Source organism: Lacrimispora amygdalina (assembly GCF_003432035.1).
Taxonomy (GTDB): Bacteria; Bacillota; Clostridia; order Lachnospirales; family Lachnospiraceae; genus Lacrimispora; species Lacrimispora amygdalina.
On the sequence record NZ_QOHO01000063.1, the window covers coordinates 18,800 to 36,996 of the forward strand.

The 18,197-nt window shown below is 47.0% G+C and carries 15 protein-coding genes; 10 read left to right on the forward strand and 5 right to left on the reverse strand.

Features of this window, described 5'->3' with window-relative positions; all coding sequences use genetic code 11:
• Nucleotides 1–86: 86 nt before the first annotated feature.
• From DS742_RS18735 to DS742_RS18745, 3 genes are all read right to left on the reverse strand, one after another.
• Complete coding sequence (locus DS742_RS18735) at nt 87–1,181, reverse strand: relaxase/mobilization nuclease domain-containing protein (protein ID WP_170313520.1); 1,095 nt, start codon at nt 1,179–1,181, stop codon at nt 87–89.
• Nucleotides 1,159–1,488, reverse strand: a complete 330-nt coding sequence (locus DS742_RS18740; RefSeq protein ID WP_117418500.1) for a MobC family plasmid mobilization relaxosome protein — start codon at nt 1,486–1,488, stop codon at nt 1,159–1,161. Before DS742_RS18740 ends, DS742_RS18735 begins: the two co-directional genes overlap by 23 nt.
• A gap of 280 nt (nt 1,489–1,768) precedes the next feature.
• The gene (locus DS742_RS18745; RefSeq protein ID WP_117418501.1) at nt 1,769–2,131 is read right to left on the reverse strand and encodes a hypothetical protein; all 363 of its coding nucleotides are present in this window, start codon (nt 2,129–2,131) and stop codon (nt 1,769–1,771) included.
• A gap of 345 nt (nt 2,132–2,476) precedes the next feature.
• On the opposite strand from DS742_RS18745, the gene DS742_RS18750 reads away from it, so the two are divergent.
• From DS742_RS18750 to DS742_RS18770, 5 genes are all read left to right on the forward strand, one after another.
• Nucleotides 2,477–2,674 carry a helix-turn-helix domain-containing protein gene (locus DS742_RS18750; protein ID WP_117418502.1) on the forward strand — a complete coding sequence of 66 codons (198 nt, stop codon included), beginning with the start codon at nt 2,477–2,479 and terminating at the stop codon, nt 2,672–2,674.
• A 3-nt stretch (nt 2,675–2,677) separates the two neighbouring features.
• Nucleotides 2,678–3,415 (forward strand): LytR/AlgR family response regulator transcription factor, encoded by a 738-nt coding sequence (locus DS742_RS18755; RefSeq protein ID WP_117418503.1) that lies wholly within the window; start codon nt 2,678–2,680, stop codon nt 3,413–3,415.
• Entirely contained in the window at nt 3,412–4,698 is a 1,287-nt protein-coding gene (locus DS742_RS18760) for a sensor histidine kinase (RefSeq protein ID WP_117418504.1), read from the forward strand. The genes DS742_RS18755 and DS742_RS18760 overlap by 4 nt, the downstream gene beginning before the upstream one ends.
• 170 nt (nt 4,699–4,868) lie before the next feature.
• Nucleotides 4,869–5,093, forward strand: coding sequence for a hypothetical protein (locus DS742_RS18765; protein WP_242996611.1), 225 nt, complete (start codon nt 4,869–4,871; stop codon nt 5,091–5,093).
• A gap of 15 nt (nt 5,094–5,108) precedes the next feature.
• Entirely contained in the window at nt 5,109–10,736 is a 5,628-nt protein-coding gene (locus DS742_RS18770; protein WP_117418506.1) for an S-layer homology domain-containing protein, read from the forward strand.
• 67 nt (nt 10,737–10,803) lie between these two features.
• On the opposite strand, the gene DS742_RS18775 is transcribed toward DS742_RS18770, so the two are convergent.
• Both DS742_RS18775 and DS742_RS18780 read right to left on the reverse strand, forming a co-directional pair.
• Nucleotides 10,804–11,154 (reverse strand): TnpV protein, encoded by a 351-nt coding sequence (locus DS742_RS18775; protein ID WP_117418507.1) that lies wholly within the window; start codon nt 11,152–11,154, stop codon nt 10,804–10,806.
• Between the two features lie 135 nt (nt 11,155–11,289).
• Nucleotides 11,290–11,556 carry a hypothetical protein gene (locus DS742_RS18780; protein WP_117418508.1) on the reverse strand — a complete coding sequence of 89 codons (267 nt, stop codon included), beginning with the start codon at nt 11,554–11,556 and terminating at the stop codon, nt 11,290–11,292.
• Nucleotides 11,557–11,724: 168 nt separating this feature from the next.
• Here DS742_RS18780 and DS742_RS18785 point away from each other — a divergent pair, with 168 nt between their 5' ends.
• From DS742_RS18785 to tkt, 5 genes are all read left to right on the forward strand, one after another.
• Nucleotides 11,725–12,816 (forward strand): hypothetical protein, encoded by a 1,092-nt coding sequence (locus DS742_RS18785; protein WP_117418509.1) that lies wholly within the window; start codon nt 11,725–11,727, stop codon nt 12,814–12,816.
• Between the two features lie 140 nt (nt 12,817–12,956).
• Nucleotides 12,957–13,556 (forward strand): spore protease YyaC, encoded by a 600-nt coding sequence (gene yyaC / locus DS742_RS18790; protein ID WP_117418510.1) that lies wholly within the window; start codon nt 12,957–12,959, stop codon nt 13,554–13,556.
• 62 nt (nt 13,557–13,618) lie between these two features.
• Complete coding sequence (locus DS742_RS18795; RefSeq protein WP_117418511.1) at nt 13,619–14,857, forward strand: LysM peptidoglycan-binding domain-containing protein; 1,239 nt, start codon at nt 13,619–13,621, stop codon at nt 14,855–14,857.
• A 72-nt stretch (nt 14,858–14,929) separates the two neighbouring features.
• Complete coding sequence (locus DS742_RS18800; protein WP_117418512.1) at nt 14,930–16,204, forward strand: DUF5711 family protein; 1,275 nt, start codon at nt 14,930–14,932, stop codon at nt 16,202–16,204.
• Entirely contained in the window at nt 16,201–18,180 is a 1,980-nt protein-coding gene (tkt, locus tag DS742_RS18805; RefSeq protein ID WP_117418513.1) for a transketolase, read from the forward strand. Before DS742_RS18800 ends, tkt begins: the two co-directional genes overlap by 4 nt.
• The last annotated feature ends 17 nt before the right edge of the window (nt 18,181–18,197 follow it).

Below are 18,197 nucleotides of genomic sequence, written 5' to 3' on the forward strand. Positions count from 1 at the left end.
CCATGGTAGGGTTTAGCCTGATCACAACTTACGTCTCATTATATCCCGCTCTATTTATGTACGAAATATGTTGTAGACTTCTTAGATCATACATGATAGGGTGCATTTTGTTGTCGTTCCTCCTGCCAGCGCAGAACCTCGACAAGGGTATCCGTTATGGTAGCCAGAAGCAATCCCGCCTGCTGGCTGTCTGCCTGTGCCTTTTCATGTGCCTGCCGTGCTTTCTCCAGCATGGAATCAAGTGCCTTGCGGGAGAGAGCGATCTCTATTTCCTGTTTCGTCATGCCGTCAAAAGGAATATCTCGCAAATACATATCCTGATAACGGTCTGGGGTATCCGGACAGTGTAGCCGACCCAGCTCCAATAAAACCTCCTGTAACAGCTGCATATCACTGCCTCCGATTCTTGCCAGCCCAGCATTGCAGTTCCATGTGTTGCGTATGTTTTCAGTGGTAAAATCTCCGTAAGACATCAATTTCCAGTTGGAACATTTACGTTCGGATTGCAAGCCGTATACACCAGCAGGAATGGTAAATAAAACACCTTTTCCACCCACATCAGCTTCTATTCCGAGGCTTGCCATACGGTGTATGAAGTCCGCACGGCTATGACTAATGTCAAGGTTATTTGCAATATCCTGTGCCAGCTGCCGTTTCCAGCTTGCTGTTTGAGAATACTCACCATAGGAACGGTGTCCCTTTCTGCCATGCTCAATAACGGATAAGCCATGTTCCAGACAGAGTTCATCGGAAAGAGAACGCATTCGTTTTAAATCCTCTGGACTGGACTGCCATTTACAGCCGTTTTCATGGCTGACGGAATTGACGATGTAATGTATGTGCATATGGGGTTCGTTGGTATGCACCGCCATCATCACTTGAAAACCATGAAAATGCTCATATCGTTTTATAAATTCCTGACCGATTTTGTATGCCAGTTCAGGGCTTACGTTATCTCTTGGGTCAAAGCTCTGGACAAAGTGGGCATACTGCCGTCCTGTATCTTTGCGAAAGGCACGTTTGGTAATGACCATCTGCTGGTATTCCTTGCCTTTTAGCAAGTTCTTACAATAGACCAGTGCACCGTTTTGGGTCTTGCGGTCATCCTTGATATAGTCCAGCACCGCTCGCAGTCCTGCAAGGTTGCCGACACGCACCTTAATCGGCTTGACTATCGCCATCGTCATCACCTCCAAGCACTGTGTAAATGCGTTCCAGCACTGCGGAAAGCTGGAGCTGTATTTCTTCAAGATTTGGATTCTGCACCGCCCTTTGATGGCAAAGTACAGTAAGTTGGTTGAGGTTATTTCCAATTTTATTTAGCTCATAGCTGCATTTTTCCAGTCCTTTGACGGTGCGGACTTCTTTTCCCAGCACAGCGTGACGGCAGAAATCGGACATTCGGGTACCTGATTTTTTGACCTTGGACTGTATTAGCTTGCGTTCATAGTCCGACACACGAAACGAAATTTTATGGATTCTGTTCATGGTAGTACTCCTTTCTGAATGGAGTTCCAAGGGTGCAAAATCATATGTATTTTTACCTCTGCGGAGCAGGAAAACTATCTGCGCACCGCAAGGGGTGAGGACGGATGTCCGACAGATAGGATGCTTGCCACACCCTTCGGGTGTGAATCCGTCCCTGTTGTCTGACGCTCTTCGCAAAAAGAAAAGAGGGGTAAGAGTGCAAGGTTACCTAATATAGGCATTTTGCACTCTCACCCTCAAACAGACGCAAAAATAGCTCTGTACGAAAAATCGCACAGAGCTATTCAGTCAAAAAGTCTATTTTGCAAATGAACATACTATCCCCTTGGAACCGGCTGTTTCTTTTTAAAAATCTGACATTCATAAAATAATAAAAGTGTAATAAAAAGGTTTTCCAGTCCACAATGCCGATTTGCTGGTCAAGCAAATCCCATAACAGCCGCCCCCGATTCTTTCTCAAATCAGGGTGATGCATGTTGCCCTTTTTCAGGCCTGCCGCCATGGCAGAAGTATCATGATTACGCACCGGGGTCGTTGCAATCCTGCTGTACCATACAGCAGTAACAGCCGCAAGGTTTATCGCCGGATATGAAAACCCGTCAGCGCCCTTCGGCTTGTCGCTCGCCCAATGCTCACGTTGCATTGCGGGATACGATGTTCATTTGTCAAGGTTCATGGTTATGAATTTATTTTACTGCAAAAATTGAAGCTTGTAAACAGTTTGTAAACAGCAGTTATTGCGATATAAAGCCGTATGTAGTCCCCTTGAATCTAAACTGCTTATATGAGCTTGTGTAAATAGTGCAAAATAAGTAATATGACGATGTATAAATAAAAACCCATATCTTTAGATGTTATAATCTAGAAGCTATACACTCAAGAGCCAATATCTAGATTTACTCAACATTACACAACAAGACAAATATATTGTAATTTCGTCTCTTTTTGCTATAATAGATAGCGTATACTGCATAAAGGAGAGTTTTCGATGCAGAATGAGGATAGGTGGTTGACCACAAAAGAGGTGTGTGCTTATTTAAGTATCAGCCGTCAGACATTGATGTTTTGGATAGAAACAAAAAACTTTCCCGCTGTTAAGGTTGGGAAGTTCTGGCGATACAGACAGGATGAGATTGACCGATGGATGCGCAGCAGTGACGAAAATCGTTCCGACAAGGAGGTGTAGCCTATGTTGAAGATCGCCATCTGCGACGACCAGCCAAGAGAGTTGGAAGTCATCAACAAATACATAACAGAATATCTTGACACACATGCATTGGAAGCAGAGATGAAAGAGTTCTCTCATCCTGATAAATTACTGACCTCCATTGAAACCGAAACTTTTCATCTCTACATACTGGATATTGTCATGCCCATGGTCAATGGAATTGAGCTTGGTAAAGAAATTCGCCATTTTAACCGTGAGGCGCAGATTGTCTATGCTACCACGGAACCGCAGTTTGCTCTGCAGGCATATGCGGCAAGCCCTATCAATTACCTCATTAAACCGATTGAAAAACAGCAGCTGTTTGATACACTAACCCTCGCCATTTCTAAAGCAGACCTTGCGGAAGATCAGACCTTTGCCGTCAAAACAGCAGAGAGCCTGCGGGTAATGAAGCTGTCAGATATTATCTGCTGTGAATACCGCAGCCACGCTGTCATCTTTAGCTTGGCAAACGGCGAAGAAGTATCCAGCCGCACCTTTCGTGAGAATTTTTCAGAATACTGTGCATCTATTTTGAAGGACAGGCACTTTCTGCAATGCCACACCTCGTTTATTATCAATATGCGCCGGGTGGAGCGGTTCGCCAAGGATAACTTCACGTTATACGGCGGCAAGATAGTGCCTATAGCGGCAAAGCAATATACGTCGGTACGGGATCAATACATGAACTTTCTGATGGCAAGGCAGGTGCGAACATGACTTCACTTTTCCCTGATTTTTTTCGAGCCATTGTCACCGATATCATGCTCATACTTTTGCTTTCCGTCATGGCTACACCCAAATACAAAAGCAAATCCGTGTATGTTTTTGCAACAGCGATCGTACTAGCTGCCAATATCGGTGTCAACTATTACTTTTACCGTACTGAAAACTATACTGCAGTATTTTATGTTGACCTTGTTATGCTATTGGTGATTGGGGTCGCCTTAAAGCCGCTTTTCACCGACAAGGTCATGCAGTGGTGCTTTAACTACATTACGATACTCAATATTTATATCGCAGTGGTGTTTTTAAGCTATATATGGGCTGATGTTTTTCCAAGACCGATGTATGGAAATTCGTATGTGCGCCTGATTTTATTTTCAATGATCATTGTTGTGTTTCGCAAGCAGGTATCAAAGCTGTATCGCACTGTGCTGGACTATTGGCACATCTACATATTGCCCGCCGTTTCCTTGTTTGCTTGCTTTTTGAGCTATCTTTTTGGCGGTGATATCAGGGATAGGCTGAGCGAAAACTACATACCGCTGATGCTTCTCATCCTTTTAGGCTTATCGGTCTATATTTCTATTATCCATTCGCTCAAAACCATAACAAAGCAATATGCCATGCGTGAGGAAAACCAAAAGATGCAGGCGGAGCGGGAGTATCTGCAACTGGCCGCAGGGAACATGTCCCGGCGACTGGAGCTCATGGAGGAAGTGTCGGCACAGAACAGCCGAGCTGCCCATGACCGCCGCCACTTTAACAATGTGCTTTTAGAGCTTTTAGAGCAGGAGAAAATCGGTGAGGCCACCGCTTTGCTGCAAAGTCAAAATCAAATGACGCAAAAAATTAGCAGGGTCTACTGCGAAAATCCCGCTGTCAACGCCGCTGTTTGCCACTATGCGGCACTCGCAGAGCAAGCGGGTATTTCCACAGAGACCCAACTGGATATTCCAAGGGAGCTAACCGTGGATTCCTTGGAGTTTTCCATGGTGGTGTCAAACCTTTTGGAAAATGCAATTCAGGCTTGTGGAAGGATTACCGACGGCACAAGGCTCTATCTCCGTTTTACCTGTAAAGGCGTGGGACGGCTCTTGTTGGAGATGGAAAACCCCTGTGGGTCGGATACTTCCCTTGATGGAAACGGTTATCCTCTTGCCGGTCAGGAGGATCACGGAATTGGTAGTAAGAGCGTTATTGCTTTTGCAAAAAAGTATGACGGAGAGCTGATTTACAACATCGAAAACGGTGTTTTTCGGGTGCGCCTGTTGGTGTGAGATAACGGAGATTTCCGTTTGTCAAGAGCAAATTTCAAATAAATATGAGTTTTTTAAGTGTAAAAATGAGCCTTTTAAGTGTAAAGGCTCGTTTTTTCTTTCTCTCGTGGTAACCTCTTGACTGTAACTTGTAGAAAAATCCGCATACTTTTCAGCGAAAGGAGTGTGATATGATGGAAAATCGTCGGCGCAGGCAGGAAGATACGCCCCTTTCTGTCCCCAATGCAGAGGGCAATGTGTGGCCCAAGCAGGTTTGTCCGGCTTTTGAGCCGAGAGCCGATACACCGGAGGGCTTACAGCAGTGCTGGTATTGCCGGTGTGCCGATTTTCATTTGGACAAGCCCCGTTCGCTCGATGTGGGCATATGCTACTGGCCGAAAAAAATATCAAAATAGGAGGATAAAGATAACGTGAGAAAGAGAATTTTAAGTATTTGGCTCTCGGTGTGCATGGTGCTGACCCTGCTGCCGATTTCGGCTATGGCGGAAGAAGCGGGCACGCCAATCGGCGTAAGCGAAGAAATTATTGCATTTGCCCCGCTTGACGAAACAGAAATGTCAGTTCCGATTGGCACATCCGTTGAGGATTTGGAACTTCCTGAAAGCCTGACGGCAACGGTGAGGGCAGCCGTGGTTGCCAATAGCGGCACAATAGAGGAAGCCGTACAGGATTCAGGAAACCCGGACAATTTGACAGAGGCCACCCCCGGCTCTGCCACTCCAACAGATTCCGGTGAACAGGAAAAGGCAGACGAGGTGACCGAACCTGAATGGAACGTAACGGCCTCGGATATTCCGGTTACATGGACATCTGAGCCAGAATATAACGGAAATGAAAACGGCGATTATGTATTTACGCCAGTTATAGAGGGCTACAAGGTGAGTGCAGAGCTGCCGGAAATCACCGTGACTGTAGGTGCGCAGCCTCGTATGATGCTAATGCGTGGGGCTGTACCCACCGACTTATGGGTGGGCACGACCAAGGTCACCGACGAAAACGCAAGCAATGTGCTCGGTGACAGCGGCACGCCCACCGTCACCTATGACGAGGAATCCAACACACTGACGCTAAACGGCGCAAATATTACAGGTGCAACGCAGAGCCTAAGCGGCGGCGGCAGCCGGACATGCGGCATCTTCAAGGAATCCGGCGACTTAAATATTGTCCTTCACGGAAATAACACCATTGGGTTCAGCGCGAACAGCGATTTTTCGATCGCCGGGATTTACACCGAAGGTCAACTGAGCATTAAAGGCACATCGACATCGACCGACAGCCTTTCCGTCACCAACACCTTTGCAACCCCAGGTGAATCCTTTGGCATTCGGGGAACAACGGGAGTGACAATCGAGGGCTGCACGGTAAACGCCACGGCGGGCTCAATTACAGATGACCAAAACACCTCTGGCATCTATGTTAATACCGGTAGCCTTTCTATTAAAAACGCTGTCGTCACAGGCACCGGCGGAAGCACGCAAGGTGAAAGCTTTGGCATATGCACCGATCAAGGCTTGCTTTCTATTGAAAACTCCACCGTTACGGCAAACGGCGGCGACGGCACAAGGGGCAGCTATGGCCTAGTTGCAGTATTGACTGCCACGATTTCCAACTCCACCGTTACCGCCACAGGAAACACTTGCGCATTTTTTTTCATTCAACCGCTGACCATCACAGGTCATACGGCGACCGCCTCGACCAATAGAAGCGGCGACGGCGCGACCGCCGTCACCCTCGATACAAACGTTTATGGCACGAGCAACACTTATAAGTACGTCAAAATTGCCCCGCCCCAAGCCCAATGGGGCGTGGCGGGAAGCGACGGGGCTGCGCCCACAACATGGATTGGCTCCGGTACGCTTGGGGATGCCATGACCTATGCCAACGCCAACAGCGGTGCGTACATCAAGCTGCAAGGTGACGTGGACACCACTGCCGTGCTGGACTTTGCGGCGGGCAAGACCACCGTGCTTGACTTAAACGGCTTTGACGTTAACCGTGGGCTTACTTCTGCAATACAAAATGGTATGGTTCTCAAAGTGAGCGGCGATTTGACCCTCTGCGACAGCAGCACAACCACCGTTGCCAATCAGGGCACAATCACCGGGGGTAATAGCAGCTTCAACGGCGGTGGCGTGAGTGTGCAGGAGTATGGGCGCTTTACTATGAATGGCGGAAATATCGCTAATAATTCGGTATCTGACTCCAGTGCAGGCGGAGGTGTTTCTGTAGCGAACAATGCTGTATTTACCATGAAAGATGGCAGCATTCATAACAACACGGCAATATGGGGCGGCGGTGTGGGCGTGCCTTATGCAAATTCCCCTAGTGGTGGTAGCTTTACCATGACAGGTGGCAGCATTACCGACAATACCGCAACAGGCAGCGCTTACTCCAGTTCCGGTGGTGTGATGCTAGGGGGCGGTATGTATACGTATTCTGCCATTATGTCAATAGGCGGCACAGCAAAAATCACAGGCAATAAAGTAGTCATAAGCGGAAGCGAAACGCCTAGTAATCTGCACATAACCACTCAAAGGATTCGTATAAGCACGCCTCTTACAAACGGTGCGCAAATTGGTGTTAGCACAAATACAGCCCCCACAGGGGATACCCCCGTTGCCATCACCGACGATAATAACGCCGATTACAGCGCCTATTTCCACAGCGACAACAGCAGCTACTTGATCCAAAATGGCACAGGTAATACCGTGCAGCTTGCGGTGCCCGTGCCCGTCATCGGCACGCTGTCTATTTCCGGCTCTTTTACGGCAGGACATAACCTTGCGCTGAGCGAGCTTACGGCCCCCACAGTAACAACAAAGGACGGTATTCTGATTACAGAGAAAGGCTGGCAGAGCTGTGTTGATTCTGGCAGTTGGACAAATTGGCCGGAGGGAGGAGTACTTCCGCTCGACACCTCGGCTACCTATAAGCTGCGCTATTATGCAACTTATTCGGGCGGCACAGTCTACTCCAACGAGGTGACTCTAAATGTAGTTGGCAACACGACTGCCCTTGCGCTGACGGCATCTCCCGAAAGCCAGCAAATTGTGGGTAGCTCCATCACTTTGACAGCGACCCTCACAGGTTACTTTACCGGTCCCGGTGTAAATGGGCAGGCGATTACCTTTAAGAACGGTGGCACAGATCTGGGCACGGCAAACCTGAATACCGGTGGTGTAGCCGTCTTTACATGGACGCCCGACAGTACGGGAACCTGTTCCCTGACCGCCGAGTACGCCGCCACCCCATACAACACCGCCGCCGCCTCAAACACGGTCAGCTACACAGTGACTGTCGATCCGGATATTGCAATCGTCGCCGCGGCGAAAACCACTCTGGTTGATGGAACGGTCAATGTTGCTTTTGGTGCAGATCAGACGGCAAAAACAGCCGCAGTACAAGCCTATGTGAATAGTCTGCTTACCGGGGAGGCCGCAGGGGTAACCGCAACTCTTACCTACAACAGCGGAACCGGGAAGTATGATGTTGCACTCTCCAAGGGCAGCGTGAATGATAGCAAGAGCCTTTCCATGACAGTGAATGTTGCTCCTGACCCGGATATTGCAATCGTTGCTGCGGCGAAAACCGCTGCACAGGGTACAAGCTATGCTGACATGACTCAGACTGCGGCAACCGATGAGGACGCTATTAAAGCGGCACTGAAAAATACTGCGGAAACGGCGGTCAATAACAGCGATATTACGGTCACCATAAACAAGGTAAGCTACATCGCACCGATTGCGGGAACTCCTGCAAATCCCAGCGGTACAAACGGCAGCTACACCTTTACCGTTACGGTATCCAAAGGCAATCAAAGTGATACCACTGTGCAGAAAACCATTGTTATTACGGCAACGCCTTATACCGGTGTTACCGATGCACAGGCAGTCTCCGCGGCAAAAACGGCTTTGGTTGACGGAACGGTCAATGTCGCATTCGGCGCAGATCAGACGGCAAAAACAGCCGCCGTGCAGGCTTATGTGAATGGTCTGCTTTCCGGGAATGCCGCAGGGGTGACCGCAACTGTTACCTACAACAGCGGAACCGGGAAGTATGACGTTGCACTCTCCAAGGGCAGCGTGAATGACAGTAAAAGCCTTTCCATGACCGTGAATGTTGCTCCTGACCCGGATATTGCAATCGTCGCCGCGGCGAAAACCGCCGCCGAGAGCGCAAGCTATGCCAACATGACCCAAGCGACGGCACCCAATGAGAACACAATCAAGACCGCTTTGAAGTCAACCGCAGAAACGGCGGTGAGTAACGGTAGCGTTGCAGTCACCATAAATCAAATCAGCTACACCCCGCCGATTGCGGGAACATCCACAAATCCCGGCGGCACAAATGGCAGCTACACCTTTACCATCACGGTGTCCAAGGGCAGCCAAAGCGAAACAACCGTGCAGAAAACTATCACCATCACGGCAACTCCCTATACAGGAGGAACTGGCGGTGGTGGGGGTAATGGTGGCGGCTCCGGCAGTGGTTCCAATACACCTGCTCCGTCCACTAAGCCCACCGAGCCTGTTACCGGCAATACGGAGAACAAGGCCACAGTGGACGGTAAGGGCAACGCCAACGTCAGCTTGACCGACAAGAATATCACTGATGCCATTGCAGACGCAAAGGCCGAGGCGACAAAAAAAGGCGTTAATGCAGGCGACATCACGGCGGTGATCCATGTCACCACAGGCGGGAGGGATGCCAACACCGTGACGGTCAATCTGCCCAAGACTACACAGGAGCAGGTCATCGACAACAAGATTGCCAGCGTTCAGCTTGTTATTGACCGCCCCGATCTTACCATCGGCATTGACCTTGCGGCGGTGATGGAGATCAACCGGCAGGCAAAGGCCGACGTACAGCTTTCCGCTACCCGCATAGACAACGCAAAGCTGTCCGGCGATGCGAAGTCCGCCATCGGCAACCGTCCTGCATATGACCTCAAAGCCCTCTACGGCAGCGGCAAGTCCGTAACCGACTTTGGCAAGGGCAGTGTCAGTGTGGAGATTCCTTACACCCTGAAAAAAGGCGAAATTGCGGGCAATGTCTATGCCGTGTATGTGGACGCAAAAGGCAAAGTGATCTATCTCACCGATTCCAGTTATGATGCAAGGCGCGGAACAGTGGTGTTTTCCACCAGCCATTTCTCTACCTACGGTATAGCCTACAAAGCCAGCTTCAACTTTACCGACATTGACGGTCATTGGGCAAAGGATGATATTCTCTTTGTCGCAAACCGTGGCCTCATGACCGGCACCAGCTCCACCACGTTCAGCCCAAACGGTTCTATGACACGGGGTATGTTTGTAACAGCGCTCGGACGTTTGGCAGACGCCGACGTGAGCGGCTATACAAAGAGCAGCTTCACCGATGTGAAAGCCAATGCCTATTACATGGGCTATATCGAATGGGGCGTAAAAAACAACATACTGGTCGGCATCGACGGCGACAAATTCGACCCTGACGGCCTTGTGACCCGTGAGCAGATGGCGGTTATTATGGACAGGTATGCCACGGCGATCGGGTTTAAGCTGCCGGAAGTTCACGCACAGAACACCTTTGCCGATAACGCCAAAATTGGCGCATGGGCGGCTTCTTCCGTAAAGCGCATCCAGATGGCAGGCATCATCCAAGGTAAGAGAAATAATCTCTACGACCCGCAGGGAACGGCCACTCGCGCTGAGGTTTCGGCGGTGTTGCGGCGCTTCGTGGAACTGGCAATTTTCAACGACACAGCCCAAGGCTGGTCAATGAACGACAGCGGCCAATGGATGTATTATGAAAATGGCAAGCCCATCATTGGGAAAAAGGACATCGGCGGCACGACCTATACTTTCGACCAGTACGGTGTGACGGCGGATGTGCCGAAAGACCGGACTTATTCCACCTACACGGTACAGCGAGGCGACAGTTTCTGGACGATTGCCCGTAAGTTTAACTGTACGATGGCTGAATTGGAACGGCTGAACAATAAAGGCCGATTCTCCCTCATCCATCCCGGCGATGTACTCCGGGTACCGGAACAGAAATAAAAAAGCTACAGGCTAAAGCGAAAATACCGCCAGACACCGTTGTAAAAGTGTTTGGCGGTATTCTTGCTTAAATACAGATAATTTGGGCTGTCACAATCTCGTCTGCAATTTCCTGCGCTTGTTCGGATAAGCGAATGCGCTCCATAGTATCATCTTCAGGCATGGGGTGTTTCCTCAGATAATCAGCACGGATTCGTTCCGCCAGTTCAAAGGCAGTTTTGTCAATGCTGGCACAATGTTCTGCCAACTTGCCGGTGAGAAGCAGTTCTCGATACATACCTGGTTTCTGTTCGCACAGATAGTTCAAGCGAAGCCATCCATATCTCCCCAAGTCAGCAAGTTCGGCTTTTCCGTCAATCTCAATGTTGGGGTACAGTAACCCATCAATCTCTGTGTATTCAAATTCAAATTTTGCCATAAAGCAAATCCTCCAATAAAGATCATTTACAATTCATCGGTAATCGTCTGGCTGTTGGCTAAACAATTATGATTTTCGTAAACATCCTTATTGGAGGATTGCTAAAGTGGAGGACTTTTTTAATGCGAATAAATATTATTCTTCTATAATCTGTATTTCAAGAAAATCAAAATCAATTGGTTCCATAAAATTATCCTGAGTAAATCGTGCTTTTGAATGAATTTTAAATTCCTTAACGGTGGAATCAAGCCATATGGGCTTTCCAAGATCAAACTGATAGCAGATCTCCTCCAGAGACTGAAAGACCATGGAAGTCCTGGACAGACTGTAATCGGAGATGCATATGACTGTATCCTTAACGATCCGTGTGTTGTTTATTAATTTTGCCCACATACGAAACATAATGATTTTCCCTTCTATCTGACAAATTTCGGTTAAACGGCAGTATTTTTCTGAAACGATTATAGCATTATGTGCAGGAATATGGCAAGGAAGAAATACAGGACATTGTAAAACCAATCAACCTATGATAAAATTGTGAGAGGAAAAACCGAAGGAGGAAGACAAAAGATGGCACAGCCTATAGAAGATCAGGTTGGATTTCTTGGAGAGGCATGCAGAGCCGTTCAGGAACTATCGGTAAGCAGGAGTTTGCTGGAGAAATACCGTCTGGAAGAAAAGAGTCTTTTAAGAGAACTGGAAGCAGAGAGAAAGGCTGTGACCGATGCCATCAGCCTTACGGTGAAAAAGAGGATCCAGGAGATTAACGATACCTATGACGGGGAGATCGCTAAGGAACAGGACCATTTAAAGCGCTTAAGGAACAAGCGGGAGAAAGCGAAAACCCAGGGAGTAAAGGAACGGATTGAAGAAGAGACTCAGGAGCTTAAGGACAAAAACAGGGAGCTCTTTTCTGAGTTAAAATCTGTTTTTAAACGGGATCATGTTCCGTCCTACTGTAGAAGCACATGGTATTACGCGCTGTTTTTTACCAGGGGATTTTCTGAATTTATCATACTTTTTTTTACTGCGCTCATTTTCTTTCTTGCCATTCCCTGCGGGATCTATTTTCTGATACCCGAAAGAAAAGCATTTTACCTGGCAGGTATCTATTTTGTGTCCATTCTGCTTTTTGGAGGAATTTATATACTGATTAATAACCGGACAAGAGTCAGACATCCGGAGGCGTTAAAAAAAGGAAGAGCGATTAAAAATTCGATAAAGTCCAACCGGAGAAAGCTCCGTTCCATTGTCCGTTCTATAAAAAAGGACCGGAATGAGACCGTATATAATCTGGAACGGTTCGATGATGAGATAGCTAAGACAGAACAGGATCTTGCTGATATTGCAGATAAGAAGCAGGAAGCATTAAATACATTTGATAAGGTGACAAGTACCATTATTTCCGATGAGATCGCCAGCAGCAAGAGAGAGAAGATTTCGCAGCTTGAGAAAGAGCATGAAGACGCGGTCAATAACTGGAAGGAAGCTCAGATACGGGTTAAGGAACAGACACTGTTTATCAATGATAACTATGCTTCTTATATCGGATCTGAATTTATGATCCCGGAAAAGCTTGACCAGCTGGCTGATATTATACGAATGGGAAAGGCCTTAACCATCAGTGAGGCCAAGGAAATTTATAATACCATGAAAGACTAAAATGAAGGTACAGGAACCTGCCGGGGCAAGTGGCAGGCCTGTACTTTTTTTGCATTTTTCTAAAGGAATGGGGTGAATAATTCCAGGAAACCCGGCTTATAATAGAACAGAGAAAAATAAGGACAGCAGGGCAGTATATTATGAAATTATGGGAAAGAATTGCGATCCGGGGAAATCGGGATGTTTTTTATTACGACACCAGGCAGACCTTTGAAGCAGAGGAGTTTGCATCCAGACTTTACAACATGATATGCTCGGAGCAGGAGAATGGGAAATCGGCCGGTGTGCTGTTTTTATGTATCGGCACCGACCGTTCCACGGGAGACAGCCTTGGGCCCTTAATTGGTTATAAGCTAAATGAAATGGGACTGGAACATTTGGAGATACTGGGTACGTTAGAGCGTCCGGTTCATGCCATGAATTTAGAAACGTATCAGACAATTTTGAAACTGCGATACCCCAATCATGTGGTGGTGGCAGTGGATGCTTCGGTAGGAAATATAGAGCATATTGGTTATATTACCCTTGGAAAAGGAGCGTTAAAACCAGGCCTTGGAGTGAGCAAGGAGCTTCGGGCTGTTGGGGATATATTTATCACAGGTATTGTGGGAAGCTGCGGAAATTACGATCCCCTTATGCTTCAAAGTATCCGGCTTTCTGTTGTCATGCGCATGGCGGACTGCATCAGCAGCAGCATCTGTATTGTCGAAAAGTTATGGGAAAATACGTACTTTCTTTGACACGTTTTTTAAATACCATATGCTATGATTCATTGGATTAAATAGAATAGCGGGGTGATCCAATGGATGAATTATACAATCCTTTCCCAAAACTGCCGAAAAATATCAGACAGATTGGGGAGAGGGATGAAATCGTAAAATTATATGTAGAGGATTATGTTAACACATATTTAAAACGTCTGTACCCTGTAAGCGGACAAAGGCTGCGGGTTGGACTTCTGTTAGGAAGTATGGAATTAAATGACGGGACTCCATATATCTTTATTGACGGAGCGCTTGAGATGGAGGATGTAACAGAGGATGGCCGGAAGGTATCTTTTACAGAACTGTCATGGAAAAGAGCTTCCCAAAATATGGAACAGCTTTTTCCCAAACGGTCCATACAGGGCTGGTTTCTATGTGGAAGTCCCGGGGATGATTTAAGTCCTTTGAATTACTGGAAGCAGCATATGCAGTATTTTGGAGGTCCCAACAAATTAATGTATTTAAGCTGTGGAACAGAAGGAGATGAAACAGTTTATGTAACCTCGGAGGATGGCTTTTACAAGCTTCAGGGGTACAGTATCTATTATGAACGAAATCAGATGATGCAGGACTATATGGTACTGCGTAAGGATGTAAAACGTATCGAAACCGATACAAATGATAAGGTAATTGAAGAATTCCGCAAGCGAATGGGCGAGAATAAGGAAGAAGCAGCGGACAGGCATCAGACTGTCGGACTTCTCCGGGGCATGTGCATGGCCATGTCAGTCGTCATATTAGCTGGCGGAATTGTTATGTTTAACAACTATGAACAGATGGACAGTATGGAGAGCGTGGTAGTATCTGCAATTCCTGCCAAAGCTGAAAAACTCCTGCTGGGTGATAAGGCTCAGCAGAAAGACGGAAAAAAGGAATCCGGAGTTATAGTAGAGGAAGCAGACGGAGAGGTTTATCCAACTTCTGCAGTCAATAAGGAAACGATGTCAGAAACCATGCCGGAAACTTCACAGGCGCAGACCGCGGCACAGGCTGGGGAATCAGCCGGGGAGACGGCTGCAGCGGCAGAAACAACGGCCGCGGCCCCAAAAATTACGGAAGAAACCGTGACAAAGGCAGCAAAGCCTGAGACTTCTCCTGCGACGGAGGCTGCAGCAGCTGACGGCCAGCGGACGCATACAGTGGTAGAAGGGGAAACGTTGTATGGGATCTGTATTGCCGAATACAACAACGTCAATAAATTAAAGGAAATATGTGAGCTGAATGGGCTGGAGGACGAAAATAAGATAGTTGCGGGTCAGAAATTGCGTCTTCCATAGAAAAACTTAATGCGTTTCTCTCTGATTTGATGTATACTACAATTATATATGGGCATTTTTAGGAGAAACTGCATGAGCGATATGAACTCTATGAACAGAGAGATAAAGAAAGACCAGCTGCGGCGTCAGATTGTCCCGGCTTCACCGCAAAAGGACGAGGACAGTAATGAAATCATAAAAAGAGCCCGCACTAAGGTGAAAAAGAAAAAATTAAAGATTTTTCTGGTGGTGTTTTTTATCCTGTGTGCAGGGGCAGTCAGTCTGTATACATATTTTAACTATTGTCAGTATACTGGATACAGTGTCATCTGGGAAAAAACGCTGAATGAGGGAAGCTATGTAGGATATTTAAATTTCGGCAGCAATGTGCTGAAATACAGCAAAGATGGGGCTTCGTATATAGATGCTGAGGGAAAAGAGGTATGGATACAAAGCTATGAGATGAAATCACCGGTTGCCAGTGTAAACGGTCCCTACGCGGTTATTGCGGATCAGCAGGGGAATTCGATCTATATCTTTGATAAGACAGGAAATACCGGAGTGGCTAATACTGTGCTTCCCATTATAAAGGCTTCTGTATCTGCTCACGGTGTAGTAGCGGCAATCTTAGAAGATACTACTTCCAATTATGTGTATTTTTATAAACGGGATGGAAGCTCTCTGGATGTGAAGATTAAGGCTCTTTTAGGAGGCGATTCCGGTTATCCGGTAGATATCAGTTTATCTCCTGATGGAACACAGCTGATTGGATCCTATGCATTTTTAAAGAATGGAACCATGAATGGAAGGGTTGCTTTTCATAATTTTGCAGAAATTGGGAAAAGCGTACCGGACAGGCTTGTGGGGGGATTTGATGAACCTTATGAGTCAACACTAGTAGCACAGGTCAGATTTCTTGATGATACATATTCCTGCGCATTTGCAGATAACGGTATTTCGTTTTATTCCACGAAGAATGCGCTTTCTCCGGAACTGATTAAGCAGGTGCCTGCAGAGGAGGAAATTAAAAGTGTATTTTATTCGGACAAGTATGTGGGAATGATTCTGGACAATCCTGAAGGGGAAAATCCTTATAAGCTTAATGTATATAAATCCAATGGGAATCCGGTGTTTACCAGTGGTTTCCAATATCAGTATACGCATGCCGATATTGACGGAAACCTGGTAATTTTGTATAATGAAGACTCTTGCAGAGTCTATAATATGTCAGGAAGGCTTAAGTTTTCCGGTACATTTGATTTTCCCATATCGAAAATCCGAAACGGCAGATTTCCCAATACTCTGATCGTGACAGGACCCCAAAACATGAAAGAAATAAGATTACAAATAGGAGGACAATACCAATGAGCAACATCGATACTATGTCAATTAATGCAATCCGCATCCTTTCTGCCGATGCAATCCAGAAAGCCAACTCCGGACATCCGGGACTTCCATTAGGCTGTGCCTCTGCGGCATATGAATTATGGGCAAATCACATGAACCATAATCCGGCAGACCCGACATGGGCCAACAGAGACCGCTTTGTTCTATCCGGAGGTCATGGATCCATGCTTTTGTATTCTCTGCTCCATCTGTTCGGATACGGTAATTTATCCAGGGAAGATGTGATGAATTTCCGCCAGCTTGGTTCTAAAACCCCGGGACATCCCGAGTATGGCCATACGGTTGGTGTTGAAGCAACCACAGGCCCTCTTGGTGCTGGTATGGGTATGGCAGTCGGTATGGCAATTGCCGAGAGCCATCTTGCTGCGGTATTTAACAAGGACAACTATCCGGTAGTTGATCATTATACCTATGTTATGGGCGGAGACGGCTGCATGATGGAAGGAATCTCCTCCGAAGTATTTTCCCTTGCAGGAACTCTTGGTCTGGGGAAATTAATCGTTATTTATGATTCCAATAAGATTTCCATTGAAGGAAGTACAGATATTGCATTTACAGAGAATGTACAGAAACGTATGGAGGCATTTGGTTTCCAGATCATTACAGTTGAAGACGGAAACGATTTAGAAGCGATTGGCCGTGCAATTGAAGATGCAAAGGCTGATACCGAACATCCGTCCTTTATCACCATAAAGACCCAGATTGGGTATGGCTGTCCTGCAAAGCAGGGAAAAGCAAGTGCTCACGGAGAGCCTCTGGGTGCAGACAATATCACTGCATTAAAGGAAAACCTGGGATGGCCTTCTATGGAGCCGTTCTATGTTCCGGAGGAGGTTTACAGTCATTATAGAAAGCTGGCTGAGGAAAAGGCGGAAACAGAAGCTGCATGGAATGTGATGTTCGCAGCTTACTGCCAGGAGTATCCTGACATGGAAGAACTGTGGAATGCTTATCACGATCCGGATGCAGCAGAAAAATCCATTGAAGCATGCGCTGATTTCTGGAAAAAACCTGAAAAAGCAGATGCTACCAGAAATTTATCCGGACAGATATTAAACAGAATTAAGACCTATATGCCGAACTTAATCGGCGGCTCTGCGGATTTGGCACCTTCCAACAAGACAAATATGTCGGATATGGGTGATTACAGTAAGGAAAACCGAAGCGGCAGAAACATGCATTTTGGAGTCCGGGAACTTGGAATGACAGCGATCGGAAACGGTATGATGCTTCATGGCGGACTTCGTACCTATGTATCCACTTTCTTTGTTTTCAGTGATTATACCAAGCCAATGGCACGTCTTTCCGCTTTGATGGGAGTTCCGTTATCCTTTGTATTCACGCATGACAGTATTGGCGTTGGCGAAGACGGACCGACTCATGAGCCAATCGAGCAGCTTGCCATGTTACGGGCATTGCCGAACTTCCATGTATTCCGTCCCTGTGATGAGACAGAGACAGAAGCAGCATGGTACTCCGCACTGACCTCCAAAAAGACACCTACTGCTCTGGTTCTCACAAGACAGAATCTGACTCCTATGCCGGGAAGCAGCAAAGAGGCATTAAAGGGAGGCTATATAATTGACGACTGCGATGGAACACCGGATCTGATTCTTATTGCAAGCGGATCAGAAGTGGAACTGTCCGTAAAGGCAAAAGCTCTTCTTTCTGACAGAAAAGTCCGCGTAGTTTCCATGCCATGTATGGATTTATTTGAGGAACAGAGTGAAGTGTATAAGGAATCCGTACTTCCAAAGGCAGTAAGAAAACGTGTGGCAGTGGAAGCATTAAGTGATTTTGGCTGGGGTAAATATGTAGGCCTTGACGGCGCTTATGTGACCATGACCGGGTTTGGAGCCAGCGGACCGGCAAATCTGTTATTTGACCATTTTGGATTTACCCCTGAGCATGTAGCGGAAGTGGCAAAATCCTTATAATTATACTTCGGCTGTGA

Bases quoted from the DNA above. Each gene is read 5' to 3' on its own strand.
- DS742_RS18735 (WP_170313520.1), bottom strand. From the start codon at position 1,181: ATGGCGATAGTCAAGCCGATTAAGGTGCGTGTCGGCAACCTTGCAGGA.
- DS742_RS18740 (WP_117418500.1), bottom strand. From the start codon at position 1,488: ATGAACAGAATCCATAAAATTTCGTTTCGTGTGTCGGACTATGAACGC.
- DS742_RS18745 (WP_117418501.1), bottom strand. From the start codon at position 2,131: ATGCAACGTGAGCATTGGGCGAGCGACAAGCCGAAGGGCGCTGACGGG.
- DS742_RS18750 (WP_117418502.1), top strand. From the start codon at position 2,477: ATGCAGAATGAGGATAGGTGGTTGACCACAAAAGAGGTGTGTGCTTAT.
- DS742_RS18755 (WP_117418503.1), top strand. From the start codon at position 2,678: ATGTTGAAGATCGCCATCTGCGACGACCAGCCAAGAGAGTTGGAAGTC.
- DS742_RS18760 (WP_117418504.1), top strand. From the start codon at position 3,412: ATGACTTCACTTTTCCCTGATTTTTTTCGAGCCATTGTCACCGATATC.
- DS742_RS18765 (WP_242996611.1), top strand. From the start codon at position 4,869: ATGATGGAAAATCGTCGGCGCAGGCAGGAAGATACGCCCCTTTCTGTC.
- DS742_RS18775 (WP_117418507.1), bottom strand. From the start codon at position 11,154: ATGGCAAAATTTGAATTTGAATACACAGAGATTGATGGGTTACTGTAC.
- DS742_RS18780 (WP_117418508.1), bottom strand. From the start codon at position 11,556: ATGTTTCGTATGTGGGCAAAATTAATAAACAACACACGGATCGTTAAG.
- DS742_RS18785 (WP_117418509.1), top strand. From the start codon at position 11,725: ATGGCACAGCCTATAGAAGATCAGGTTGGATTTCTTGGAGAGGCATGC.
- yyaC (WP_117418510.1), top strand. From the start codon at position 12,957: ATGAAATTATGGGAAAGAATTGCGATCCGGGGAAATCGGGATGTTTTT.
- DS742_RS18795 (WP_117418511.1), top strand. From the start codon at position 13,619: ATGGATGAATTATACAATCCTTTCCCAAAACTGCCGAAAAATATCAGA.
- DS742_RS18800 (WP_117418512.1), top strand. From the start codon at position 14,930: ATGAGCGATATGAACTCTATGAACAGAGAGATAAAGAAAGACCAGCTG.
- tkt (WP_117418513.1), top strand. From the start codon at position 16,201: ATGAGCAACATCGATACTATGTCAATTAATGCAATCCGCATCCTTTCT.